Source organism: Streptomyces daghestanicus (assembly GCF_020521275.1).
In the GTDB taxonomy this organism is placed as follows: domain Bacteria; phylum Actinomycetota; class Actinomycetes; order Streptomycetales; family Streptomycetaceae; genus Streptomyces; species Streptomyces griseoviridis.
In genome coordinates, this window is sequence record NZ_BNDX01000002.1 from 1286994 (window position 1) to 1310059 (window position 23066).

Annotated in this window: 23 protein-coding genes and 1 pseudogene; 10 read left to right on the plus strand and 14 right to left on the minus strand. The window is 74.9% G+C overall.

The features are described from left to right. Positions 1-10 precede the first annotated feature (10 nt). A complete protein-coding gene (locus Sdagh_RS05625) occupies positions 11-616 on the plus strand; it encodes a TetR/AcrR family transcriptional regulator (RefSeq protein WP_189420731.1) in 606 nt (201 codons plus the stop codon). Positions 617-628: 12 nt separating this feature from the next. Here the strand turns inward: Sdagh_RS05625 and Sdagh_RS05630 are convergent, their stop codons facing one another. Beyond that, entirely contained in the window at positions 629-1426 is a 798-nt protein-coding gene (locus Sdagh_RS05630) for an SDR family NAD(P)-dependent oxidoreductase (protein ID WP_190078488.1), read from the minus strand. A gap of 409 nt (positions 1427-1835) precedes the next feature. On the opposite strand from Sdagh_RS05630, the gene Sdagh_RS05635 reads away from it, so the two are divergent. The 4 genes from Sdagh_RS05635 to Sdagh_RS05650 all read left to right on the plus strand — a co-directional run bounded on the left by Sdagh_RS05635 (position 1836) and on the right by Sdagh_RS05650 (position 5958). Beyond that, on the plus strand, positions 1836-2939 hold the full coding sequence (locus tag Sdagh_RS05635; RefSeq protein WP_190078487.1) for a sulfite oxidase: 1104 nt from the start codon (positions 1836-1838) through the stop codon (positions 2937-2939). A gap of 44 nt (positions 2940-2983) precedes the next feature. Then, positions 2984-3928 (plus strand): Rieske (2Fe-2S) protein, encoded by a 945-nt coding sequence (locus Sdagh_RS05640; protein ID WP_226534626.1) that lies wholly within the window; start codon positions 2984-2986, stop codon positions 3926-3928. A 229-nt stretch (positions 3929-4157) separates the two neighbouring features. Next, the gene (locus Sdagh_RS05645) at positions 4158-5357 is read left to right on the plus strand and encodes a hypothetical protein (RefSeq protein ID WP_189420725.1); all 1200 of its coding nucleotides are present in this window, start codon (positions 4158-4160) and stop codon (positions 5355-5357) included. Positions 5358-5367: 10 nt separating this feature from the next. Further along, on the plus strand, positions 5368-5958 hold the full coding sequence (locus tag Sdagh_RS05650) for a hemerythrin domain-containing protein (protein ID WP_189420723.1): 591 nt from the start codon (positions 5368-5370) through the stop codon (positions 5956-5958). A 50-nt stretch (positions 5959-6008) separates the two neighbouring features. Here the strand turns inward: Sdagh_RS05650 and Sdagh_RS05655 are convergent, their stop codons facing one another. From Sdagh_RS05655 to Sdagh_RS05685, 7 genes are all read right to left on the minus strand, one after another. Beyond that, positions 6009-6467 (minus strand): DUF6098 family protein, encoded by a 459-nt coding sequence (locus tag Sdagh_RS05655; protein WP_189420721.1) that lies wholly within the window; start codon positions 6465-6467, stop codon positions 6009-6011. Beyond that, the gene (locus tag Sdagh_RS05660) at positions 6464-7009 is read right to left on the minus strand and encodes a hypothetical protein (protein ID WP_189420719.1); all 546 of its coding nucleotides are present in this window, start codon (positions 7007-7009) and stop codon (positions 6464-6466) included. The genes Sdagh_RS05655 and Sdagh_RS05660 overlap by 4 nt, the downstream gene beginning before the upstream one ends. A gap of 34 nt (positions 7010-7043) precedes the next feature. Further along, complete coding sequence (locus Sdagh_RS05665) at positions 7044-7463, minus strand: CBS domain-containing protein (RefSeq protein ID WP_189420717.1); 420 nt, start codon at positions 7461-7463, stop codon at positions 7044-7046. 111 nt (positions 7464-7574) lie between these two features. Continuing rightward, positions 7575-9020 (minus strand): glyceraldehyde-3-phosphate dehydrogenase, encoded by a 1446-nt coding sequence (locus tag Sdagh_RS05670; protein ID WP_190078486.1) that lies wholly within the window; start codon positions 9018-9020, stop codon positions 7575-7577. Positions 9021-9132: 112 nt separating this feature from the next. After that, a complete protein-coding gene (locus Sdagh_RS05675) occupies positions 9133-10401 on the minus strand; it encodes an amidohydrolase (RefSeq protein ID WP_190078485.1) in 1269 nt (422 codons plus the stop codon). Positions 10402-10477: 76 nt separating this feature from the next. Continuing rightward, positions 10478-11521 carry a LacI family DNA-binding transcriptional regulator gene (locus tag Sdagh_RS05680; RefSeq protein WP_190078484.1) on the minus strand — a complete coding sequence of 348 codons (1044 nt, stop codon included), beginning with the start codon at positions 11519-11521 and terminating at the stop codon, positions 10478-10480. A gap of 100 nt (positions 11522-11621) precedes the next feature. Beyond that, a complete protein-coding gene (locus Sdagh_RS05685; protein WP_189420709.1) occupies positions 11622-13385 on the minus strand; it encodes a glycoside hydrolase family 35 protein in 1764 nt (587 codons plus the stop codon). A 216-nt stretch (positions 13386-13601) separates the two neighbouring features. Between Sdagh_RS05685 and Sdagh_RS05690 the strand changes: the two genes are divergently transcribed. Beyond that, entirely contained in the window at positions 13602-14000 is a 399-nt protein-coding gene (locus Sdagh_RS05690; RefSeq protein ID WP_189420707.1) for an SseB family protein, read from the plus strand. Here Sdagh_RS05690 and Sdagh_RS05695 read toward each other — a convergent pair. Then, positions 13920-14402 (minus strand): MarR family winged helix-turn-helix transcriptional regulator, encoded by a 483-nt coding sequence (locus tag Sdagh_RS05695; protein ID WP_189420706.1) that lies wholly within the window; start codon positions 14400-14402, stop codon positions 13920-13922. The genes Sdagh_RS05690 and Sdagh_RS05695 overlap by 81 nt on opposite strands. A 117-nt stretch (positions 14403-14519) precedes the next feature. On the opposite strand from Sdagh_RS05695, the gene Sdagh_RS05700 reads away from it, so the two are divergent. Both Sdagh_RS05700 and crcB read left to right on the plus strand, forming a co-directional pair. Further along, positions 14520-14939, plus strand: a complete 420-nt coding sequence (locus Sdagh_RS05700; RefSeq protein ID WP_189420705.1) for a fluoride efflux transporter FluC — start codon at positions 14520-14522, stop codon at positions 14937-14939. After that, positions 14936-15310 (plus strand): fluoride efflux transporter CrcB, encoded by a 375-nt coding sequence (crcB, locus tag Sdagh_RS05705; protein WP_189420704.1) that lies wholly within the window; start codon positions 14936-14938, stop codon positions 15308-15310. The genes Sdagh_RS05700 and crcB overlap by 4 nt, the downstream gene beginning before the upstream one ends. Before the next feature lie 10 nt (positions 15311-15320). Here the strand turns inward: crcB and Sdagh_RS05710 are convergent, their stop codons facing one another. Next, a complete protein-coding gene (locus tag Sdagh_RS05710) occupies positions 15321-16379 on the minus strand; it encodes a fatty acid desaturase family protein (protein WP_189420703.1) in 1059 nt (352 codons plus the stop codon). 302 nt (positions 16380-16681) lie between these two features. Here Sdagh_RS05710 and Sdagh_RS05715 point away from each other — a divergent pair. Continuing rightward, positions 16682-17021 (plus strand): annotated as a pseudogene (locus Sdagh_RS05715) (MptA/MptB family glycosyltransferase); the annotation flags it as partial. 42 nt (positions 17022-17063) lie between these two features. Here Sdagh_RS05715 and Sdagh_RS05720 read toward each other — a convergent pair. Both Sdagh_RS05720 and rho read right to left on the minus strand, forming a co-directional pair. Further along, the gene (locus Sdagh_RS05720) at positions 17064-18251 is read right to left on the minus strand and encodes a D-alanyl-D-alanine carboxypeptidase family protein (RefSeq protein ID WP_190010893.1); all 1188 of its coding nucleotides are present in this window, start codon (positions 18249-18251) and stop codon (positions 17064-17066) included. A gap of 342 nt (positions 18252-18593) precedes the next feature. After that, complete coding sequence (gene rho, locus Sdagh_RS05725) at positions 18594-19733, minus strand: transcription termination factor Rho (RefSeq protein ID WP_190078483.1); 1140 nt, start codon at positions 19731-19733, stop codon at positions 18594-18596. 351 nt (positions 19734-20084) lie between these two features. On the opposite strand from rho, the gene Sdagh_RS05730 reads away from it, so the two are divergent. After that, positions 20085-20798 (plus strand): class I SAM-dependent methyltransferase, encoded by a 714-nt coding sequence (locus tag Sdagh_RS05730; RefSeq protein WP_190078482.1) that lies wholly within the window; start codon positions 20085-20087, stop codon positions 20796-20798. Between the two features lie 12 nt (positions 20799-20810). Here the strand turns inward: Sdagh_RS05730 and Sdagh_RS05735 are convergent, their stop codons facing one another. Together Sdagh_RS05735 and Sdagh_RS05740 are read right to left on the minus strand one after the other, a co-directional pair. Then, positions 20811-21779, minus strand: a complete 969-nt coding sequence (locus Sdagh_RS05735) for an acetylxylan esterase (RefSeq protein WP_189420696.1) — start codon at positions 21777-21779, stop codon at positions 20811-20813. Between the two features lie 319 nt (positions 21780-22098). Continuing rightward, positions 22099-22683, minus strand: a complete 585-nt coding sequence (locus tag Sdagh_RS05740) for an Rv1733c family protein (protein ID WP_190078481.1) — start codon at positions 22681-22683, stop codon at positions 22099-22101. Positions 22684-23066: the final 383 nt, after the last annotated feature.

Here is a 23066-nt window from a genome sequence, read left to right on the forward strand (position 1 = left end):
CGTAGCAGTCATGGGATCGACCGTGAGCAGGCCGGGCAGGGTGGCGAAACTGCCGCCGCGCGAGCGCATCCTCGACGCGGCGGAGGAGCTGTTCCAGCGCGAGGGCATCAGCCGGGTGGGCGTGCAGGCGATCGCCGAGCGGGCCGAGACCACCAAGATGGCGATCTACCGGCACTTCGAGACCAAGGACGCGCTGGTCGCGGAGTGGCTGCGGATCGTCGCCGCCGACTACCAGGCGGCCTTCGACCGTGTCGAGGCCGACCACCCCGGCCGGCCCCGCGAACAGATCCTGGGCCTGGCCCGGTTCATCGCCGAGGGGCTGCCGCGCCTGTCGTACCGCGGCTGCCCGTTCGTCAACTCCCTCGCGGAGCTGCCCGACCGCGCCCACCCCGCGCGCCGCGTGATCGAGGAGCACAAGGCCCGCCAGGCCCGCCGACTGACCGCGATGTGCGCCGAGGCCGGCCTGCCCGACCCCGTGCAGGCCGCCGCCGAGATCACCTTCGTCCTCGAAGGCGCCCAGGTCAGCGTCCAGAACGGCAGCGTCGACCGGGCCGGGGAGCGGCTGCTGCGCGGCGTCGGGCGCATCCTGGACGACGCGCCGGGGGACGCCGTCTGATCCGGTGCCGCCTCACTCCGGGGCGGCGCCCGTACGGACGGCCAGTTCCGCCTCCGCGAGGCGGGCGAGCGGCGCCGGGTCCCGCAGCCCCGGCACGCACACCACCTGGTCCGTCTCCAGCGCGGCCAGCGAGGCGTCGACCACCCGGTCCACGGGCGCGCCGCCGTCCTCGTGCACCGACTCCTCGCGTCCGGGGACCGGCGCGTCACCCCGTGACCGGTGGAACTCGGTGGCGGTCAGCCCCGGGCACAGCACCTGCACCCGCAGCGGTGTGCCGGCCAGTTCCGCCGCCAGTGTCCGCGTGAAGGTGACCACGTACCCCTTGGTGCCGCCGTACACCGCGCGTTCGGGCAGCGGACCCGGCGGCAGCGCCCCCGCGAAGGCCAGTTGCGAGGCGACGTTCACCACGGTGCCGTGCCCGCGTTCCAGCATGGCCGGGACCGCCGCCCGGGTCAGCGCCGTCAGGGCGACGACGTTGACGCCGAGGACCTTCGCCATCAGCTCCAGTTCCAGCCCGGCGAACGGCCCGTAGCCGTTGATCCCCGCGTTGTTGAGCAGGAACCCGATGTCGTCGCCCGCCGCGCGCTCGGCCACCCGCGCCAGGTCCGCCGGTTCGGACAGGTCGGCCACCAGGGGCTCCGGCGCGGTGGCCGTCTCCGCGCGCAGCCGCCGCGCGAGATCCTCCAGCCGGTCCGCCCGCCGGGCCACCAGGACGGTGTCCAGGCCCCGCCCGGCCAGCCGCCGCGCGTAGGCCGCGCCGATGCCGGACGACGCCCCCGTCACCAGGGCCGTGCCGCGTCGCGTACTCATCCCCGTACCGTCCTTTCCCTGTCGGCCGGCGACGTCATGCGGCGGTCACCCGCAGGCGCCCGCCGGCGACCCCCGACGGCCCGTTCGGCCGGGATGGGCGCGGCCGCCGCGAAGAACGCGTCCCGGGACGGCACGTCCTGCTCCAGCCCGGACGCCGCGGATCGGGCGGCCGCACCGCGGACCGCCGTTCCCCGCGCCCCGCGACGGCGCCCCGTCCCCGCTCGTGGCCGGGTGGCCCGTACACCACGTCACCACGGTGCCGGAACCCCGGCAGGGCTTCCGGCACGGGGACGCGCGAGTGGTCCATGGGACTGCCTCCGATGACGTGGCCGGGGCCGGTGCGCACACGGCCGAGTGGGCCCGGTCACGGGAAGCGAAACATCCGGACAGGAGAGGATAATCACCGCATATGAACCTCTGGGGCAAACGGAACGACATGGTGGTGCACGAACGGGAACCGTTCAACGCCGAACCACCGCCCGCCGCGCTCACCGGCGGCCCCGCCGTCGCCCTGACCTCGCTGGACGCCTTCTTCAGCCGTAACCACGGCCCGATCCCCGACCTCGACCCGGCCGCCTGGCGCCTGGAGGTGGACGGCACCGTCACCCGGCCGCTGAGTCTCTCCCTGGAGGAGCTGCGGACCCGGTTCGAGGAGACGGAGGTGGTCGCCACCCTCCAGTGCGCGGGCAACCGGCGCACCGGGCTGACCGGCGTACGGCCCGTCCCCGGCGAGACACCGTGGGGGCCGGGCGCGATCTCCACGGCCCGCTTCCGGGGCGTCCGGCTCGCCGACGTCCTGGCCCGCGCCGGACCGGCCCCCGGCACCGCGCACCTCGCCTTCACCGGTGCCGACGTCGTCCCCGGCGCCCGTCCGCCCCAGCCCTACGGCGGTTCCGTCCCGCTGGAGAAGGCCCTCGGGCCGGAGGTCCTGCTCGCCTGGGCCATGAACGACGCCCCGCTGCCCCGGGTGCACGGGGCACCGCTGCGCGCGGTGGTGCCCGGCTGGATCGGCGCCCGCAGCGTCAAATGGCTCCGGCGGGTCACCGCCCGGACCACGCCGTCCGACGCGTACTTCCAGACCACCGCCTACCGCCTGCTCCCGGCCGACGCCGGCCCCGGCCGCACCGGCCCCGGCGACGGCATCCCGCTCGGGCCGTCCCCGCTGAACTGCGCCGTCCTCAGTCCCGTCGACGGCTCCCGCCCGCCCGCGGGACCTGCGCAGGTCACCGGCTACGCCCTGGGAGGCGAGCACCGCACCGTCGCCCGGGTCGAGGTCTCGGCGGACGGCGGCCGGACCTGGCGCCCGGCCGACGTGGACGAGCCCGCCGGACCCTGGGTCTGGCAGCACTGGCGCACCGTGCTCGACCTGCCCCGCGGCGAGGTGGAGATCGTCGCCCGCGCCTGGGACTCGGCCGGCACCACCACCCCCGAATCACCCGCCGCCCTCTGGAACCCCAGGGGCTACGCCAACACCTCCTGGCCCCGCGTCCGCCTGCGCTGCGGCCCCGGGTGAACCGCCGGGCGTTTCCGTCCCGCCGACCGGGGGACCCAGCGCTCATGAACAGAAAGCCCGCTCACCGCCGGATGGGACAGAACCGGATGCTGCGGCTGCTGGACGCCCTGGAGCGGACCACCGCGGCGGACACCGTCATCGACGCGCTGGGCCGGCGCGTGCGGTCCCTGCCCCTGGGCCCCGCGCGGGACCTGCTGCACGGCCGGTGGCTCGGACACCCGCTGCACCCGCTGATGGTGCAGGTCCCGGTCGGCAGCTGGCTCTCCGCGGCCGTGCTCGACCTGTGGCCCGGCCGCTCCCGGGAAGCGGGCCTGCTGATCGGCGTGGGCCTCGCCACCGCCGGGCCGGCCGCCGCGTCGGGCGCCGTCGACTGGGCCGAACTCCACCCCGAGCAGCAGCGCGTGGGACTGGCCCACGCGGTGGCCAACTCGGCCGCCGTCGGCCTGTACGCCGCCTCCCTGGCCTGCCGTCTCACCGGGCGGACCGGCGCCGGACGGGTCTGCGGCTACCTGGGCCTCACGGCGGTCGGCGCGGGCGGCATGCTCGGCGGTCACCTGGCCTACCGCCAGGCCTCCGGCGCCAACCACGCCGAGGAGGTCCCGCACGTCGTCACGCCCGGCTGGCACCGGGTCGGCGCGGTGGCCGACTTCCCCGCCGGCGAGCCCGTCCGGCGCAGCGTGGACGACGTCCCCCTCGTGGTGGTGCGCGAGAGCGGCGGCACCTTCCACGCGCTGGCCGACCGGTGCAGCCACCTCGGCGGGCCGCTCTCCGAGGGCACGGTCGCCGACGGCTGCGTGACCTGCCCGTGGCACGGCAGCGCCTTCCGGCTGGCCGACGGCTGGAACGTCCGCGGCCCCGCCACCGCGCCCCAGCCCGCCTTCGACACCCGCGTCGTCGGCGGCCACGTCGAGGTGCGGCTGCACCGCGACGACGACCCGGCCGCGCGGAACGGGCACGCGGACACGAGGACGCCCCAGCGCAGCGGCTGACGGCCGCCCGGCACGACCCGGCGCGACAGCGCGGCACACGAGGTGTGCCGCGCTGTCGCGCCCGAATGGGCCGTCGGGGGGAACCCTGCGGCGGGGGGACGCCAGCGGTGGCCGGACACCGCCGTCGGCGGAAAGACTGCGGTGGCGGGTCCGTGCGAGGTGCCCGGGACGGGGTACCTCGGCGGCGCGCGACTCCCCCCCCCCTCGCGCCCCACAGGAGGCGAACCGCATGACCTTCAATCCGCTCGAACAGCGGGGCATCCCGCTCGACCGGCAACTGCGCAACTGGCGCGAGCTGAACGTGGAGCCGATCGACCCCGACCGGTGCGACCCGTACACCCGCTGCCGGATCATCACCATGAACGGCATCGAGGTGGAGGCGATCCTCTTCAGCCACCAGCTCGCCCGGCACTGTCCCGACCCCGAGATCAAGCGGCAGCTCGCCCGCACCCGGTACATCGAGGCCCAGCAGCAGAAGGTCGTGAACTGGCTGCTCCCCGGCGTCTCCTCGGTACTGGAGACGACGATCGCCTACGAGCAGGTCGCGGTGGACCTGACGGCGTGGGTGGCCCGTATGGAGCCTGACCCGTACCTGAAGCAGGCGTACCAGTTCGGTGTGCTGGAGGACTTCGACCACCTGTACCGGTACGCCAACCTGTACGAGATGATCGAGCACCGCAAGGCGGAGTCGATCGTCGACAACCTCACCGAGGTCATGCCCGGCCGGCCCACCCGGTACCACCACCGCGACCCGGTCGACAACGTCCGCGACCCGTACGACAAGGACACGACGAACCCGCTGTCCAAGCTGCACGCGCTCACCATCATGTCGGCCGAGCAGCAGACCATGAACTTCTACATGAACACCGGCCCCACCTACATGGAGCCGATCGCCCGCCAGCTCTACCAGGAGATCGGGCTCATCGAGGAGGAGCACGTCACCCACTACGAGTCCCTGGTGGACCCGGGGGAGACGTGGTGGGAGCAGCTCGTCAACCACGAGTACAACGAGTGCTACCTGTACCACTCCTTCATGGAGCAGGAGAGCGACCCCAGGGTCAAGGCGATCTGGGAGCTGCACCTCAACATGGAGCTGGAGCACCTGCACACCGCCTGCGACCTCATGCGCCGCCACGACGGCCGCGACCCCGCCTCGGTGCTGGCGCCGGAGCTGCCCAACGTGCTCACCTTCGAGCCGAACAAGCAGTACCTGCGGGAGCTGCTCGACACCCAGATGGACCTCACCACGCTCGGCGCGGGGTACGTCCGCGAGGCGCACGAGCGGTTCGAGGCGATGCAGGCGGGCATCCACGGCGGCGAGGCACCGCCGAGCGACCGCGTCATGCACGAGCACGACGAGATGTTCGGCCGCGAGTACCGCGTCCAGACCGAGGGCGAGCACCCCGACCCCGCCCAGCGCGAGAAGTGAGGCGGACGACATGACCACGACCCACACCCCGCACGCCGGGGACGACCACGCCGAGGACGACGACGTGGTGGCCCTGCTGATGCGCCAGCACGGCGACATCCGCAACCTCTTCGACGAGGTCGAGGCAAGCACCGGTGAGGAACGCCGGGACGCGTTCCGCCGGCTGGTGCGGCTGCTGGCGGTGCACGAGACCGCCGAGGAAGAGGTCGTCCACCCCTTCGCCCGGCGCGCCTTCGACGGCGGTGAGCAGGTCGTCGCCGACCGGCTCGCCGAGGAGAAGGCCGCCAAGGAGACCCTCTCGGCCCTGGACGAGATGGACACCGACGACCCGAAGTTCCTGGAGCGGCTGATGCGGCTCCGCACCGACGTGCAGGAACACGCCCGCGCCGAGGAGCGCTACGAGTTCACGCACATCCGCCGCAGCACGGACGCCGCCAACCTGGCCGCCATGGCGCGGGCGATCAAGGCCGCCGAGGCGATGGCGCCCACCCGGCCGCACCCCGGTGTCGAGTCCGGCGCGAAGAACATGGCCCTCGGGCCGGTCGCCGCCCTCATGGACCGCACCAAGGACGCCGCCCGCCGGGCCATGGGCAAGGGCTGACCCGGCCGGGCCCCGGACCTCCTCCGCGTCCGGGGCCCGGCGAACGGGGGTCACGCCCCGACCGCACCGCCCCGGTCCAGCGGCCCCCAGGGACCGCGCAGCCGGCGGATCACCTCCCGGGCTTCGTCGATCACCCGCAGCCCGATCCATCCGAGCGGTTCCGCCTCCGTCACCAGCGGCTCGTTGTCCGGGCCGCGGGCGGCCTCCCGGCCGGCCAGCACCCACGGCCGGGTGCCGGGGTCCTTCACGCGCGGCAGGTGGGAGTAGTCGTAGAGCCGCCGGGCGACCCAGACGCGTGCCGGCCGGTCGCCCCACCAGTCCTCGATGTCCAGCGGGTTCGCGGACAGCCCCGGCATCCGCACGCCGGTGAGGTCGTCCGTGCTGGAGATCGTCGACAGGTCCTTGTCCGGGCCCAGCGACCAGCGCACGTAGAGCCCCCGGCGGGCGGTCACCAGGGCGGTCAGGCCGTCCAGGGTGCGGAAGACGGCCATGCCGCGCGCGGCCGTCACGGGCGGGTGCCGTTCCCGCGCCGGGACACCCGCGGCAGCGGCCCCGCGTCCGCCTGCCGGCCGGGGCGCAGTGCCGCGTGGCGCTGCCCCGGACCGGGCCCCGAGCGGGCGGCCAGCGCGTCGGCGACGGCGCCGGTGGCGAAGGCGTACACCGCCTTGTGCAGCAGGTCGACCACCAGCTCGCGGCGCGGCCAGGTGGAGGGCGGGGCGCCGACGCCGGTCGCGTTCTCCAGGATCTGGTCGACGGTGAGCCGTACGACGGCGAACCGGGCCGACGACCAGGGGCCGCGCAGCCCGGCGTGCGCCATCACCGACCGCAGGACGCCCACGGCGGCGCCCTGCCCGGCGTGCATCGCCAGGTTCACCGCCAGCGACCGGCGGCCCGACTGCTCGGGCAGCCCGGTCAGCCGCTCCAGGGTCCGGGCGGGCACATAGGAGTCGGGGCGGCCCGTGAGCCGCTGCTCCGCCTTCTCCGCCAGTGTCATCGCCGCGACCCCGGCCGTGCCCGCCACCAGTCCCTGCCACCACACGCGTGTGCTCATGGGCCGCGAGTACCCACACGCCCCGGTGCCGTGCTCAGAGATTCGGCTCGGCCGCCGTGATCCGGGCCAGGACGCAGGTGGGGTCCTGGTCGACGGCCACGTCGCCCAGGGTGACCATGCCGACCGGCTGCCCGTCGTCGACCACCGGCAGCCGGCGCAGCGCCCGGCCCCGCATCAGCTGCACCGCCCGGTCGAGGTCGTCCTCGGGGGCGACGCACACCACGTTGGGGCTGCACGCCTCGGCGACGGTCCGGGCGGAGGCGTCCCCGTCCTCGGCGAGGATGCGCACCGTCAGGTCGCGGTCGGTGACGAGCCCCCTCAGACGTCCGCCGTCCACCACCAGCACGGCCCCGATGTTCCTGTCCCGCATGACGCGGGCCACCTCCGTCACCGGGGTGTCCGGGGCGACGGTGACCGGGCCGAGGGTCATCACCTCACGTACCTGCGCAGTCATGTCCGCTCTCCTCACCGGGTGGTGACGGCGCGTCAGGTAGGGGTGCCGCCACCTGTGAGGTGAAGTACCACCCCCGGAGCGGATCGAACCGGGGTGCAGCCGGGGACGTGCTCAGGCGCTGGTCACCGGGAACGTCGGGTACTCCACGCCCGAGACGTGCTGCACGACGCGGACGACCTGGCAGGAGTAGCCGAACTCGTTGTCGTACCAGAGGTAGAGGATGGCGTTGTCACCCTCCACCTTGGTGGCGCCGGCGTCGACGATCGAGGCGTGCCGGGAGCCGATGAAGTCGCTGGAGACCGCGTCGGGCGCGGTGATGAAGTCGATCTGGCGCTTCAGCGGCGAGGTCAGCGACACCTGGCGCAGGTGGTCGAGGACCTCCTCGCGGGTGGTCTCCCGGGCGAGCTGGAGGTTGAGGATGGCGATCGACACGTCCGGCACCGGGACGCGGATCGAGGAGCCGGTGATCCTGGCCTTCAGGTCCGGCAGCGCCTTGGCGACGGCCGAGGCGGCACCCGTCTCGGTGATCACCATGTTGAGCGGCGCCGAACGGCCCCGGCGCTCGCTCTTGTGGTAGTTGTCCAGCAGGTTCTGGTCGTTGGTGAACGAGTGCACGGTCTCCACGTGACCGCGCAGCACGCCGTACTCGTCGGCCATCGCCTTCAGGGGCGGCACGATCGCGTTGGTGGTGCAGGACGCGCAGGAGATGATCCGCTCGTCCGGCTTCATCGTGTCGTGGTTGACGCCGTGCACGATGTTGGGCACGTCGCCCTTGCCCGGCGCCGTCAGCACCACCTTGTCGATGCCGGGGCGCAGGTGCTGGGAGAGGCCCTCGCGGTCCCGCCAGCGGCCGGTGTTGTCGATCAGGATGGCGTTCTCGATGCCGTACGCCGTGTAGTCGACGGTCGTCGGGTCGGCGGCGTATATCACCTTGATCGCGTTGCCGTTGGCGACGATCGTGCTGTTCGCCTCGTCGACGGTGATCGTGCCCTGGAACTGGCCGTGGATGGAGTCCCGGCGCAGCAGCGAGGCCCGCTTGACCAGGTCGCCGCCGCCGCTGTCGCGGACGACGACGGCGCGCAGCCGCAGCCCGTTGCCGGACCCGGCCTTCTCGATCAGCAGCCGGGCCAGCAGCCGGCCGATCCGGCCGAAGCCGTACAGGACGACGTCGCGCGGCTCCCGCCGGTCGGTCTTGTGGGCGCCGGTCGCCCCGGCGACGGCCTCGGCGGTGAACTCCGCGACCGACAGGCCCCGGTCGTCGGCCTGATAGGTCGCGGCGAGCATGCCGAGGTCGATCTGGGACGGGCCGAGGTCCAGTTTGGTGAGCGCCTCCAGGAAGGGCAGCGTCTCGGTGACCGACAGCTCCGCGCCGGCGATCTGCCGGGCGAAGCGGTGCGTCTTGAGGATGCTGACCACCGACTTGTTCACCAGGGAGCGGCTGTGCAGCAGGACCGTCACGTCCCGCTCCCGGTGCAGCTTCCCGATCATCGGGATCATCGATTCCGCGATCTCCTCGCGGTTCTTCCAGTCGGTGAACGAGTCGTCGTTGACAGTCACGGTTCCATCTTTCGAGCTAGGCGGCGCTCATATGTTAACCACACGGCCCGGGATGATCGATCAAGTGGGGGAAAGTGTGATCGAATGAGCACCGCCGCCCGTCCGGACCGTGCTACTCCGCCGCCAGCCAGGCCAGCGCGCCCACCGTCAGCGCCCGCACACCGGTGTCGAGCGTCGGCTGCGGCACGGGCGCGAAGCGCGGGCTGTGGTTGGAGGGCACGTCCTCGCTGAGCGTGCCCCGGCGCGCGGCCTCGGCGTACGTCTCGGGCGGGGTGCCGCCGATGCCCCAGTAGGTGTACGGCACCCCGAACGCGTCCGGGATCTCGCTGAGGTCCTCGCTGGCCGTCTGGAGCTCGACCGTGTGCAGGGCATCGCCGAAGTGGCCGGCGAAGGCACGGGTGACGGTCTCCGTCGCCCCCTCGTCGTTGACCGTGGGCGGGAACGACCTCAGGTGCTCGATCTCCGGCTCCCTCGGCGCTCCGGACGCCTGCGCCTCGGCGCGCACGATCCGCTCGATCGCGGCCAGCACCCGGCGCCGCACGTCCTCGTCGTAGGTGCGGACGTTCAGCTGGAGGACGGCGTGGTCGGGGATGATGTTCGGTCCCGTACCGGCCTGGATGCTGCCCACGGTGACGACGGCCGGCGTGGTCGCACCGGTCTCGCGGGAGACCACCGTCTGCAACCGGACCACGCACATCGCCGCCATGACCACCGGGTCGACACCGGTCTGCGGCGCCGAGCCGTGCGCACCCCGGCCGTGCAGCGTGACGCGGAGGTTGTCGGCGGCGGAGAGGAAGGAGCCGGGGCGCGTGCCCACGTAACCGGCCGGGTACGGCAGCACGTGCTGGGCGAGGACCACGTCCGGGCGCGGCACCTTCCGCGTCAGCCCGTCGTCGAGCATCGCCCGTGCGCCGTCGCCGTTCTCCTCCGAGGGCTGGAAGAGCACGATCAGGGTGCCCCGCCAGGTGTCCCGGGGGGCCGCCGCCATCAGCCGGGCGAACCCGGTCATGCAGGCCACGTGCACATCGTGGCCGCACGCGTGCATCACCGGCCGGTCATGGCCGTCGGCGTCCCGCGCCGTGGCCGCCGACGCGTACGGCAGCCCGGTCGCCTCCCGTACCGGCAGGGCGTCCATGTCCGCGCGGAGCAGCACGGTCGGCCCGGTGCCCCGCGTGAGCACCCCCGTCACCCCGGTCCCGCCGATCCCCTCCGTCACCGCGTAACCGCAGCTCCGCAGGGCCTCGGCCGCCTTCTTGGCGGTGCGGTGCTCCTGGAAGCCCAGCTCGGGGTGGGCGTGGAGGTCGCGGTAGAGCTCCTCCACCTCGGACCGGATGCCGTCCAGCCCGGACAGCACGGTCCGCGCCGCCGCCTCGACACTCATGGCGCCGCCTTCCGCTCGGGTGATCACCGAGCGCCAGCGAAACACCCCGTGACCCCGGCCGCAACCGGCCCCACGGCTACCGGACCGGCGGCGGTCCGCTGCTGTCCCGGACGATCAGCTCGGCCGGGACCAGCACGTCCGACGGCGGCGGCCCGGCGCCGTCGATGCGGTCGAGCAGCAGCCGGAGCGCCCGGGTGCCGATCTCCGCGAAGTCGGTGCGCACGGTGGTCAGCGGCGGCAGGAAGTGGGCCGCCTCCGGAACGTCGTCGTAGCCGACCACGCTGACGTCACCGGGCACCGCCCGCCCCGCCTCGTGCAGGGCGTGCAGCACCCCCAGGGCCATCTGGTCGTTGGAGACGAACACCGCCGTCAGCTCCGCGCGCCGCGCCAGCCGGCGGCCCAGCTCGTACCCGGCGTCGGCGCTCCAGTCGCCCGCCAGCGGCTCGGTGACCTCCGCCCCGGCCGCCTCCAGCGCCGCCCGCCAGGCGGCCAGCCGCAGTTCGGCCGAGGTCCAGCCGGCCGGACCGGCGACGTGCGCCACCGTGCGGTGCCCGAGGGAGAGCAGATGCCCGGTGGCCTTGCGCGCCCCGCTCCGGGAGTCGCCGGCCACCGCCGGGGCGTCGTCCAGCACCACCAGCGGCGTGGCCGTCCCGGTCTCCGCCAGCGCCCGGCCCACCCAGCGCTGCGGCGCGATGGCGATCACCCCGTCCGCGCCCTCGGCGGACAGCCGGTCCACCGCCTCGGCCACCGTGTCCCGGTCGGCGGTGTCCAGGGCGATCGAACTGACCAGGTAACCGGCCTTCTGCGCCGCCGTGCCGATCGCGGTCAGGATGGCGGCCGGCCCGTAGCGCGCGGCGTCGAAGGAGATGACGCCGAGCATCCGGGTCCGCCCGCTGGCCAGCGACCGCGCGCTGCGGCTCGGGCGGTAGCCCAGCGTCCGCATCGCCTCCCGCACCGCCTCCCGGGTCTCCGGACGGACCGAGGGGTGGTCGTTCAGGACCCGGGAGACCGTCTGCTTGGAGACGCCGGCGTGACGCGCCACGTCGTCCATCACGGGCCGCGCCCCGGCGAAGTTGCGCCGGCTGCGCCGCGCGGGTCCCTCGGGCGCGCTCGGGCTCATACGGGTCGGTTCCTCGGCGTCGTCGGCGGCGGTACGGCTGCCCCGTCCCGCCCGGCAGGAGCACAGCATAGGCCGGGGCGGGACGGGCGGCGGCACGCGGTCAGACCCGCTCCGGCCCGAGGTCGGGGGTGTCGGTCAGCGCGGCGCGGGCGGCGGGCGTGCCGTGCAGCTCCAGCACGACCAGTTCGTTGGACCCCGGGCGCAGCACCGGCGCGGGGACGTACAGCGTGCGCTGCGGGCCCCGGTTCCAGTAGCGGCCCAGTGCGAAGCCGTTGACCCACGCCAGGCCCTTGGACCAGCCCGGCAGCGCCAGGAAGGCGTCGGCGGGCTCCGCCACCTCGAACGTGCCCCGGTGGTAGGCCGGGACGGCGGCCGGACCGGTGCCGGACGGCTCGAACGCCGCCGCGTCCGGGACCCCGGGCGGCAGCGGACGGCACTCCCAGCCGCGCAGCGCGGTCCCGTTCAGGGAGACCGGGCCGAGGAGGCCCTTGGGGTCACCGACGCGCGGCCCGTAGTTCACCCCGCCGAGGTCCTCCACCAGGACGTCCAGCGCGGCACCGGGCCGGGGCACGCGCACCGCCAGGGTCTCCTCGTTGCGCTCGCGCTCCAGGACGCCCGCCGGGGCGCCGTCGACGAAGACCTGCGCCCGGTCGCCGACCCCGCCCGCGAAGCGCAGCAGTCCGTCGCCGGCCGCCGGCACGGTGGTGCGGTACAGCACCAGGCCGCCCGCCCGCCCCAGCTCGCGCATCGGCAGCGGATCGGCGCCGTACGCGGCGGCCCCCGCCCCGCCCGCGTACGGCAGCAGGGGCACCCGCCGGTCCAGCTCCACCCCGGTGGGCGCCAGCTTGCGCCCGGGGGGCGGGACCGGCTCGTCCGGCACCGGGGCGTGACGGGCGATGACCTCGCGGAAGGCGTGGTACTTCGGACCGGGATCGCCCGCCTCGGTGAGCGGGGCGTCGTAGTCGTAGGACGTGACGGTGGGCGCGTAGGCGTGATGGTGGTTGGCGCCGTTGGTGAGGCCGAAGTTGGTGCCGCCGTGGAACATGTACAGGTTCACCGAGGCGCCCGCCGCCAGCAGCCGGTCCAGATCGGCGGCGGCGTCGGCCGCGTCCCGCGTGTGGTGCGGGCCGCCCCAGTGGTCGAACCAGCCGATCCAGAACTCCGCGCACATCAGCGGTCCCCGCGGCCGGTGGGCGCGGAGCGTGCCGAGCGACTCCTCGATCCGGCTGCCGAAGGTGCCGGTGGCGAGCACGCCCGGCAGGCTCCCGGCGGCCAGGTGGGCCGGGTCGGCCTGGTCGCAGGTGAACAGCAGCTCCTCGACGCCGCGCGCCCGCAGTCCCTCGGCCAGGTGCTCCAGGTACGCGGTGTCGTCGCCGTACGCCCCGTACTCGTTCTCCACCTGGACCGCGATCACCGGGCCGCCCGACGCGGCGAGGTACGGCAGCAGCGGGGGCAGCAGCAGGTCGAGGTAGCGGTCGACGGCACCGGTGAAGCGGGGGTCGCCGCTGCGCGGCCGGACGTCCCGGTCCGCGGTGAGCCAGGCGGGCAGGCCGCCCCCGTCCCACTCGGCGCAGATGTACGGGCCGGGCCGCAGCAGCACCGTCAGCCCCTCCTCGCCGGCCAGCCGCAGGAAGCGGGGCAGGTCGAGGATGCCGCCCAGGTCGAGCGGGCCCCCGGGGTCCGGCTGGTGCAGGTTCCACGGGACGTACGTCTCCACCGTGTTGAGGCCCATCAGACGGGCCTTGCGCAGCCGGTCGGCCCACTGCTCCGGGTGGACCCGGAAGTAGTGCAGCGCGCCGGAGACGATCCGGAACGGCTCGCCGTGGAGCAGGAATCCGTCGGACGTCGTCGTCAGGGCGGGCATACGGGGGTTCCCTTCGCAAGGGGCGGGGCGCCACGGGGAAGCGCTTGGTGTTACCGGTAACATCACATCGTGTGCCCGGCCCCCGGTCAACCCCCGGCGCGACCCGGCGCCGCGCGGGGGATTGCCGTACTCCCGCTCGGGTACGCGAGGCGGGACCGGGCCCGTGCCGATCGAGGTCTCAGCGGGCAGTACGAACGCCGCTATCAGGGAATCGCCATGCAGACACCTGCGAACGACAACGCCGCCAACCCCGCACAGCGGGCACTGGACACCCTTGCCGAGAACACCTCCGACCCGGCCGCGCTCGACACCCTGGCGGGCAGCGAGGTGCTCGTGCCGGTGCCGGACGACGCGAGCGACGAGGACGCGGCCGGCGCGTCCCTGGCGCTGCCCGTGCTGGAGCAGTCGGGCGGCGGACAGGTGGTGCCCGTCTTCACCTCGGAGCTGGAGATGGCCGGCCTGCTGCCCTTCGTCTCCCGCTACCGCCTGGTGCCGCTGGGCGCCCTCGCCGCGCAGTGGCCGGCCGACGACCTGTCACTGTCCATCGACGCCGGTTCCGAACACCGGCTCACCCTCACCTCGGACGGCGTCCGCACCCTGCTCGCCCGCCCCTGACACCGGGCCCCCGGCGTCGCCGAGCGTCCGGGCCAGCACGGCCCGCTGCGCCGGCAGCGCCCGCGCGTGCAGCTCGCGGCCCTTCGCCGTCAGCGTCACCCACACGCCGCGCCGGTCCTCCAGGCAGACGGCGCGCTCCACCAGGCCGTCCCGCTCCAGCCGGGCGATCAGCCGGGACAGCGCGCTCTGACTGAGGTGGACCCGGCCGGCCAGGCTCTGCACCCGGCAGTGCCCGGCCTCCCCGGGCGCGGCGCCCGCCAGCAGGTCGAGCACCTCGAAGTCGCTCGCGCCGAGGCCGTACGGGTGCAGCGCCCGGTCGATCCCGCACATCGTGCGCGCGTGCACCGCGAGGATCTCCCGCCACCGGTCCTCCAGCCCGCCGCCGGCCGTCGTCGCTCCCATGTCCGCATGGTAGTACCGGGCCGAGGTGACCCCCAGGCGTCACCGGGGATAACCTGGCCCACGCCGTGACCAGGCACGGACGAGGGGCAGCCCGGCCCGGTGAGCAGGAGACACACGATGACAGCGGTACGGCCCTCCCAGGCGCCGGTCGTCGCCGCGGTGGCCGTCGGGGGCGGCCTCGGCGCCGCCGCCCGGTACGCGGCCGCGCTGTGCTGGCCCACCCCGGCCGGGCACTTCCCGTGGGCGGTCTTCCTGGTCAATATCGCCGGCTGCGCGGCGATGGGCGCGCTCATGGTGGCCGTCACCGAGGTGTGGTCCCCGCACCGCCTGCTGCGGCCCTTCCTCGGCACCGGCGTGCTCGGCGGCTTCACCACCTTCTCGACGTACGCCGTCGACGTCCGGGACCTGGCCGCCGGCGGGCACCCCGCCACCGCGCTGGTCTGTCTGGCCGCGACGCCTCTCGCGGCGCTCACGGCGGTGTGGCTCGCCGCCTCGGCGGCCCGGCGCGTCCTCGGACCGAAGGGAGGCGCCGCGTGAACTGGCTGCTCGTCGTCCTGGGCGCCATGGCCGGCGCCCCGCTGCGCTACCTCACCGACCGCGCCGTCCGTTCCCGGCACGGTACGGCGTTCCCCTGGGGCACCTTCACGGTCAACGTCGCCGGCAGCCTGGTGCTCGGCACCCTCACCGGCGCGGCCCTCGCCGGTGCCGCCGGCTCCCGGCTCCAGCTGCTGCTCGGCACCGGTCTGTGCGGGGCGCTCACGACGTACTCGACCTTCTCCTGGGAGACGCTGCGGCTCGTGGAGACGGGGGCCGGCCGGTCCGCCGCCGGCAATGTGCTGCTCAGCGTGGCGGCCGGCCTCGGCGCGGCGTGCGCGGGCGTGGCCCTGGGCCGCGCCCTGTGGGGCTGAGAGCCCCCGGTCACCGCGCGGCGCGCAGCGGCTCACCGACACCGCGCAGGTGCCGCAGCGCCTCCCGGTGCGAGGCGAGCAGCCCCGTGTGGTGGTAGGGGATGCCCAGTTCGGCGCAGTACCGCTCGGTGAGCCGCTGGGCCCGCGCCAGGGCGGGCGTCGGCATGCTCGGGAAGAGGTGGTGCTCTATCTGGTAGTTGAGGCCGCCCATGAGCGCGTCCACGAACACCCCGCCGTCGACGTTGCGGGAGGTGAGGACCTGGCGGCGCAGGAAGTCCAGCCGGGTGCCCTCCTCGATCATCGGCATGCCCTTGTGGTTGGGAGCGAAGACCGAGCCGAGGTAGATCCCGAACAGGCCCTGGTGCACGGCGAGGAAGACGAGTGCCCTGCCGGGGGAGAGGACCGTGAACAGCCCGCCGAAGTAGAGCGCGAAGTGGGCGAGAAGCAGCGTGCCCTCCAGCCACGGCCGTTTCATGGACGGGCTGCGCAGCGCCTTGAAACTGTTGAAGCTGAGATTCAGCCCTTCCAGCGTCAGCAGCGGGAAGAACAGCACCGCCTGGTGCTTTCCGATGAAACGCGGGATTCCCACGGCCTCGCGCGCCTGCCGCCGCGACCACACCAGAAGGTCGGGCGCGACATCCGGGTCCTTCTCCTCGTGATTGGGATTGGCGTGGTGGCGGGTGTGTTTGTTCATCCACCAGCCGTAGCTCATGCCCAGCAGCAGGTTCGCCGTCAGCAGTCCGCCGGCCTCGCTGGGCCGCCGCCGGGAAAACACCTGGCGGTGGGCCAGGTCATGGGCGGCCAGCCCGAGCTGGCCGAAGACGACGGCCAGTCCGGCCGCGACGAACAACTGCGCCCAGCTGTCCCCGAGCGCGAGAAAGGACACCACGCCCCCCGCGAGCGCGAGCCCGACCAGCGTGAAACGTACCGAGTAATACAGCGGGCGGCGCCGCAGAAGTCCCGCTTCGGTGATACGCCGGGAGAGTTCGGCGAAATCGCTGCCCCTTTCGCGCCGGGCACCGGCTTCGGCCGGGGTCGTGTTTTCCGTGAGCACCGTGGGATTGGCCATGTGCTTCAGTATGTGAACGGTCGCGGGGGAAATGAATGACGGTGGCCCCCGGACCCGGGAGGCGCCCGCCCCCCGGGCGGGGGTGGGGCTGCCGGGGTGGGGCTGGCCCCACCCCCGCGGTGCCGCGCCCGGTGCCCCTGCGGCACCCGGGAACACATGGCGCCACCCGGGAACACATGGCGCCAGCCGGGAGCACATGGTGCCACCCGGAAGCACGCGGCGCTGCCGCGCCGTCTCCCGGGCGGGAAACGGCGCGTCGACTCCCGGCCACCCGGCCCCGGCAGGCTGCCCGCGCGCTGCCCCTGCTCCTCCCCGCCGGCCTGCGCCGCTGTCTGCTGCTCGGCCTGGCCGGTACCGCCGTCCTCGCGGCCGGCGGCGGGACGGCCGGTGCCCTGCCCGTGCGGGACCTGCTCGTCCCGGCTCCGGCCGCGCCGCCCTCGGCGTGGTCGCCGTGTACGGCGGCATCGTCCTGCTGATCGCGGCCTGGGCCCGGCTGGGCCGTCTGGTGCGCGGCCCGAACCGCCGCGCACCCTGCCGCTAGTCCTCGCGGTGTGGTCGGTGCCGCCGCTGCTCGCCCCGCCGCTGTTCAGCCGGGACGTCCACAGCTACCTCGCCCAGGGCGCCATGGCCGACGCCGGCATCGGTGCGGATCACCCTCGGCCTGCTGCTGGCGCTGCCGGCCGGTCACCCCTCGTCCGGGCGGCCCGCCACCCGCCGCAGCGCCAGCACCACGGCCCCCGCGCCGAGCCCGGCCGCGCCCGCGACCGCCCCGGTCGCCGCCCAGCCCGGCTCGTCCCCGGCGGGCTCCGCCACCGGCCGCGCGACCGGGTCCGCCGACGGCGGCGGACCTGGCCGCGACCGCCCCCGCGGGGCCTCCAGCGAGCCCACCGGATCGACCCGGCCGGCCGAGGCGAACCCCCAGTCCAGCAGCGAGCGGGCCTCCTCGTACACGGCGAAGGCGCCGCCGTCCTGAGGGTTCATCACCGTCACCACCAGGGTGCGGCCGTCCCGCCGGGCGGCGGCGACGAGCGTGTGCCCGGCGCCGCTGGTGTACCCGTTCTTGACACCGACCAGCCCCGGGTACGCGGCCACCCCGTCGGCGCCGGTCAGCAGCCGGTTGGTGTTCTCGATGGGGTAGGTGCCGCCGCCGTCGCCGGGGAAGCGGGCCACGGCGCGGGCGCAGTACCGCGCGAAGTCCGGGTTGCGCAGCCCCGCCCGGCCGAACACCGCCAGGTCGAAGGCGGACGACACCTGGCCCGGCGCGTCGTAGCCGTCCGGCGACCGCACCTGCGTGTCGTGGGCGCCGAGGGCGCGGGCCTTGGCCTGCATCCGGGCGGTCGTCTCGCGCCAGCCGCCGCTGAGCGCCGCCAGGACGTGCACGGCGTCGTTGCCGGAGTTGAGGAAGACCCCGTTCCACAGGTCGGTGACCCGGTAGCTGTGGCCCTCGACGACCCCGACCAGGCTGCTGCCGGGGCCGACCTGCGCGAGTTCCTCGGGCCGCACCTCGTGGCGTACGCCGCCCGGGAGCACGGGCAGCACCGTGAGCGCGAACAGCGTCTTCAGGGTGCTGGCGGGCGGCAGTCTGCGGTGCGCGTCGTGCGCGGCCAGCACCCGCCCGCTGCCGGCGTCGGCCACCACCCAGGACAGGGCGGAGACCGCGGGGAGGCCGGGTGCGCCGGGGTGCGGCCGGACCTGGGTGCCGGAGCGGTACAGGAGGCCGGGCTGCGGTGCCACCGCCCGCGCGCCGTGCGCCGGGCCGGGGTCCGGCGGCCGGGTGCGGACCGCCGCCGCGGCCGGCGCGAGGGCGAGCAGCCCCGTCGCGCACAGCGCGCAGCCGGACAGAACCAGCCGGGATGGAAATCTGATAGTCATACCGCAAACGTAGGAACGGGTCCGTCCGGCGCCACGCTGCCAGGGCCGGGCGGCGCGACCGAGCACCCGGATGCCGCACGGCGCCGCCGCGTGTGCCCCCGGCGGCCCGTCGGCCAGGTCGTCAGCGGTGCCTGTCGGCGGCCCGTCGGCCAAGTCGTCAGCGGTGCTCGTCGGTGGGCCGTGGTGGTCCGTCAGCGGTGCTCGTCGGTGGGCCGTGGTGGTCCATCAGCGGTGGCCGTCGGTGGGCCGTGGTGGTCCGTCAACGGTGCTCGTCGGCGGGCCGTGTGGTCCGTCGCCCGTGGCCGTCGGCCGCCGTAGCGTTCGGCCGGTGACGCCGGTCCGTCAGCCGGTGGGCAGGGTGGGCCGGACGCGGCGCAGGAAGGCCCCGTTGTCCGGTGTCTCGCGCAGATGCGCCAGCAGGGTCTCCAGACCGCCCTGCCCCTCCCTGCCGCGCAGGGCCCGCCGCAGTCCGGTCACGGCCGCCGACTCGGCCGGGGTGAGCAGGAGTTCCTCGCGCCGGGTGCCGGAGGCGTCGATGTCGACGGCCGGGAAGAGGCGGCGGGAGGCCGGTTCGCGGCTCAGCCGCAGCTCCATGTTGCCGGTGCTCTTGAGCTCCTCGAAGAAGAACTCGTCGGCCCGGGAGCCCGTCTCCACCAGCGCGGTGGCGAGGACGGTGAGCGAACCGCCCTCCTCGGCCTGCCGGGCGGCGCCGAAGAACCGCTTGGGGCCGATGAGCGAGCCCGCGTCGACGCCGCCGCTGAGGGTGCGTCCGCCGGGCCCCGCGGCGTTGTTGTGCGCCCGGCACAGCCGGGTGAGGGAGTCGAGGAGGATCACGACGTCCTCACCGGCCTCGACGAGCCGCTTGGCCCGTTCGATCACCAGCTCGGCCAGGGCGATGTGCTGCTTGGGCGTCCGGTCGAAGGTCGAGGCGTACACCTCGCCGCGCACCGAGCGCCGCATGTCGGTGACCTCCTCGGGCCGCTCGTCGAGGAGGACGACCATCAGCCGGCACTCGGGGTGGTTGCCGGCCACGGCGGCGGCCAGCTGCTGGATGAGGACGGTCTTGCCGGTCTTCGGCGGGGCCACGATCAGCCCGCGCTGTCCCTTGCCGACCGGGGCGATCAGGTCGGTGACCCGTCCGGCGAGCCCGGCCGCCGGGTGGTCCAGGCGCAGCCGCTGGTGCGGGTGGAGCGGCGTCAGATCGGCGAAGTGCCGCCGCGCGGCCGGCCGCTCCGGGGCGCGCCCGTTGACCCGGACGACGTCGGCCAGGGCGCCCCGGTCGCCCCGTACGCCTTCGACCAGGTCGCCCTTGCGCAGGCCGTGCCGGCGGACGAGGGCGGGGGAGACCTGGAGGTCGGCGGCGGTGGGCAGCAGTCCCGCGGTGCGCAGGTGCCCCTTGCCGCTCGCGTCGAGGTCGAGGACGCCGGTGACGGTCTCGGCCGGGGCCTGCCGTACGGGAGGGTGTTCGAGTGTGGTGGTCATGAGGGAGGGGTCCTTTCACGGACGGCGGGCGACGAAGCGCGGGGGAGGGGGAGGCCGTACGGGCAGGGGCGTCGCTGACGCGCCCGCGGACGGCGGGAACAGCACCTCGGCGAGAGCGAGGCGGTGTGGGAAAGCCGGTGGACCGACCGGGAAGGGCGGGCCTTTCGGCGAAGGGGGAGAAGAACCGCACCGGCGCCCCGGAAAGAGAAGGGGGCGTACGCATGTGCTCACCGCACCGTAGCACAGGGTGGCGGTGGTGGAACAGGGGAGCGGTCCGTCGGCGGGAGGAACGCCGGCGCACCGAGGTTTGTTCCGGGCCGGGCGGCGTCCGCGCACCGCTACGCTGACCGGATGTCCCGCCCCGAGGCGCCCACCCCGCGCGAACTCGCCGTACAGGCGCTGTCGTCCGTCGAGCGCGGCTACGACCTGCTCGCCCCGAAGTTCGACCGCACCCCCTACCGGACCCCGGACCGCGTCCTGGACGCCGTCGCCTCGGCGCTCGCGCCGCTCGGGCCGTTCGACGCCGGCCTCGACCTGTGCTGCGGCACCGGTGCGGGCCTGGACGTGCTGACCCGCCTGTGCCAGGGGAGCGTCACGGGCGTCGACTTCAGCGCGGGCATGCTCGCGCGGGCGCGGCGGGCCGCCGGGCCTGCCGTCTCCCTGGTCCGCGCCGACGCCCGCGCGCTGCCGTTCACGGCCGCCTTCGACCTGGTGGTGAGCTTCGGGGCGTTCGGGCACTTCCTCCCCCGGGAACTGCCCGGCCTCTTCGCGGGGGTGTACACGGTGCTGCGGCCGGGCGGCCGGTTCGCCTTCCCGCTCGCGGCACCGCCCCGCCCCGGCTCGCGGGCGTACTGGGCGCTGCTCGGCTTCGACGCGGCCATGCGGGTGCGCAACGCCCTGTGGCGGCCGCCGTTCGTCATGTACTACCGGACGTTCCGCCTGGCCGCCGTACGCCGTGCGCTGGCGGGGGCCGGCTTCGCGGTGGAGCTGAGCCCGCTGCCGGAGTTCGGGCGGCGGCCCGACGGCGCTCCGCGCGCCCGGCTGGTCACCGCCCGCCGGCCCTGAGGACGTGGTGCGTCAGAGCCGCCCGGCGAGCCAGCGCGCCTTGGCGGCCTCCTGGTAGGGGCCGCCGCCCTCGTGGTCGTTGAACTCGTACACCTCTATGTCCTTGTCCTCGTGCGCCCAGGCGTTGAAGGCCGCGAAGACCGTCGAGGGCGGGCAGGTGAGGTCCTCCAGGGCGGCCGAGAACAGCGCGGGGGCCCGGCCGCGGGCGGCGAAGTGCACGCCGTCGAAGTAGGACAGGGTCCGCCGCACCTCGTCGGCGCGGCCCCGGTGCGTCTTCAGGTAGAGGCCGATCTCCCGGTACGGGTGCCGGTCGGTGAGCGTGGTCGCGCGGGGGAAGTCGCACAGGAACGGCACGTCGGGCGCGACCGCGGTCAGGTCCGGGACCAGGCCGCCGACGGCGAGGGTGATGCCGCCGCCCTGGCTGCCGCCGATGGCGACGGTGCGCGCGGCGTCGGTCAGCGGGTGCGAGCGGGCCGCCTCGACGGCGCGGACCGCGTCCGTGAAGACCCGGCGGTAGTAGTAGTTCTCCGGAGCGTCGATGCCCCGGGTCATGAATCCCGGGTAGGCGGGCGCGCCGCCGACCGGGTCGGCCGTACCGCCCCCGCCGCCCCAGCCGCTGCCCTGGCCGCGGGTGTCCATCACGAAGTGCGCGCGGCCGGTGGAGGCCCACAGCAGGTGCTCGTGCGGCAGGCCGCGCCCCCCGCCGTAGCCGATGTACTCGACGATCAGCGGCAGCGGCGCGTCGGCGCCGGCGGGCACGGTCAGCCAGCCCTTCACCGGGTGGCCGCCGAACCCGGCGAACGTCACGTCGTACGTCCGTACCGTGGTCAGCCCCGTGTCGACCGGCTCGAAACGGGCGTCGAGGTCGTGCTCGCGGGACTCCTGGAGCGTCTTGCTCCAGAACGCGTCGAAGTCCTCCGGCTCGGCAGACGCGCTGCGGTAGTCGCGGAGTTCGTCGAGCGGAAGGTCGAACAGGGGCATCGAGGACCGCCTTCGGGTGAGGGAGGGCGCCGGACCGTCCGGATGATCACACCGTACGCGAGTGATCGGAGGACTCGCCAGATCCCCGTCCGGCTCTCCTGCGGGCACCCCCGCGTCGATCGATCGCTGGGCGGGAACAACGCTGGTCAGGGCGTTCCATGCGCGTCGACGGCTCGGGCGGGCGGGAGGCTCGACGGCCGAGATGATCGGGTGACCGGGCGGCACGGTGCGCCCGGAGGGGTGGCTGATCAGGGCGTCACGGGGTGGCGACGCATACCGGCGGTTCGGCGGTGCGTGTCGACGCCACGCCGGCCGGTGGTCAGGCGTTGCGCCGGGTCCACTGCGGCTCGGTGAGGGCCCAGGCGGCGTCCCACTCGGCCATCCGGCGCCGCAGGGCCGCCCGGCGCACCGCACAGTGCCCCAGCAGGATCAGGGCCGCCGACCCGGCCGTGGCGCACGCGCCCATGGTGGCGGCGTGCCGCCAGATCGTGGCGGCGTCGGCCGGCGGCGGCACGTTCCGCCCCCGCGCGTCCGCCCAGACCGTGACCGTCTCGCCGTGCCGGGTCCGGGCCGGCAGCCGCGCCGTCGTCGTCCGGGGCGCCTCACCGGGCTCCGACCAGCGCACCGTCGTCCGGTACGAGTGCTGCCCGCCGGACTGCACCGACGGCAGCGCGTCGGGGGTCGTGCCGACCACCTCGGCGCGGACCTGCCGGCGTTCGGCCCGCTGCTCGGCGGCCACCGCCTGTGCCTGGCCGTGCGCCCACCATCCGGCGGCCGAGCCCAGCGCGGGGGCGCCCAGCAGCAGCAGGACGGCCACGGCCAGGACCGTCCACGCCTCGATCACGTCCGACCGGCGCCGCAGCGGACTGCGCCGCCAGCGCCAGCCGCGCACCCGGGTTCGCATCTCGTCCTCCTCGCCGTCGCCCCGGCCGAAGGGCCGCACGGCGGACCGCGCCTCCGGCCACCGGACCGCCGGTCCCTCCGCCTCACGCACGCGCACGCGTGCCCGCACAGGTCTGGTACCCCGTCCGGCCGATCCCGCTCACCGCTCCGTCCGGGCCATGACGGCCGGGGCGGCCCTCCGCGCCGCCGCCCAGGTGCCAGGCCCGGCGGGGAGGAGACCGCCGGGGCCCGGGCCGTCCCGCGACGCCTGGCACGCGCTCCCCGGCGGGAGGGACCGCGCGACCGGTGGGCGGTGGCAGCGGAACACACGACCCGGGACGCGGACGCGCCCGGTGCCGGGCTGCGCCGCTTCGCTCGCCCGGCCACCGGACGCGGCGGCGGGGA

Coding starts and splice junctions, on each gene's coding strand:
- Sdagh_RS05625 (WP_189420731.1), top strand. CDS start 11: ATGGGATCGACCGTGAGCAGGCCGGGCAGGGTGGCGAAACTGCCGCCG.
- Sdagh_RS05630 (WP_190078488.1), bottom strand. CDS start 1,426: ATGAGTACGCGACGCGGCACGGCCCTGGTGACGGGGGCGTCGTCCGGC.
- Sdagh_RS05635 (WP_190078487.1), top strand. CDS start 1,836: ATGAACCTCTGGGGCAAACGGAACGACATGGTGGTGCACGAACGGGAA.
- Sdagh_RS05640 (WP_226534626.1), top strand. CDS start 2,984: ATGAACAGAAAGCCCGCTCACCGCCGGATGGGACAGAACCGGATGCTG.
- Sdagh_RS05645 (WP_189420725.1), top strand. CDS start 4,158: ATGACCTTCAATCCGCTCGAACAGCGGGGCATCCCGCTCGACCGGCAA.
- Sdagh_RS05650 (WP_189420723.1), top strand. CDS start 5,368: ATGACCACGACCCACACCCCGCACGCCGGGGACGACCACGCCGAGGAC.
- Sdagh_RS05660 (WP_189420719.1), bottom strand. CDS start 7,009: ATGAGCACACGCGTGTGGTGGCAGGGACTGGTGGCGGGCACGGCCGGG.
- Sdagh_RS05665 (WP_189420717.1), bottom strand. CDS start 7,463: ATGACTGCGCAGGTACGTGAGGTGATGACCCTCGGCCCGGTCACCGTC.
- Sdagh_RS05675 (WP_190078485.1), bottom strand. CDS start 10,401: ATGAGTGTCGAGGCGGCGGCGCGGACCGTGCTGTCCGGGCTGGACGGC.
- Sdagh_RS05680 (WP_190078484.1), bottom strand. CDS start 11,521: ATGAGCCCGAGCGCGCCCGAGGGACCCGCGCGGCGCAGCCGGCGCAAC.
- Sdagh_RS05685 (WP_189420709.1), bottom strand. CDS start 13,385: ATGCCCGCCCTGACGACGACGTCCGACGGATTCCTGCTCCACGGCGAG.
- Sdagh_RS05690 (WP_189420707.1), top strand. CDS start 13,602: ATGCAGACACCTGCGAACGACAACGCCGCCAACCCCGCACAGCGGGCA.
- Sdagh_RS05695 (WP_189420706.1), bottom strand. CDS start 14,402: ATGGGAGCGACGACGGCCGGCGGCGGGCTGGAGGACCGGTGGCGGGAG.
- Sdagh_RS05700 (WP_189420705.1), top strand. CDS start 14,520: ATGACAGCGGTACGGCCCTCCCAGGCGCCGGTCGTCGCCGCGGTGGCC.
- Sdagh_RS05710 (WP_189420703.1), bottom strand. CDS start 16,379: ATGGCCAATCCCACGGTGCTCACGGAAAACACGACCCCGGCCGAAGCC.
- Sdagh_RS05720 (WP_190010893.1), bottom strand. CDS start 18,251: ATGACTATCAGATTTCCATCCCGGCTGGTTCTGTCCGGCTGCGCGCTG.
- rho (WP_190078483.1), bottom strand. CDS start 19,733: ATGACCACCACACTCGAACACCCTCCCGTACGGCAGGCCCCGGCCGAG.
- Sdagh_RS05730 (WP_190078482.1), top strand. CDS start 20,085: ATGTCCCGCCCCGAGGCGCCCACCCCGCGCGAACTCGCCGTACAGGCG.
- Sdagh_RS05735 (WP_189420696.1), bottom strand. CDS start 21,779: ATGCCCCTGTTCGACCTTCCGCTCGACGAACTCCGCGACTACCGCAGC.
- Sdagh_RS05740 (WP_190078481.1), bottom strand. CDS start 22,683: ATGCGAACCCGGGTGCGCGGCTGGCGCTGGCGGCGCAGTCCGCTGCGG.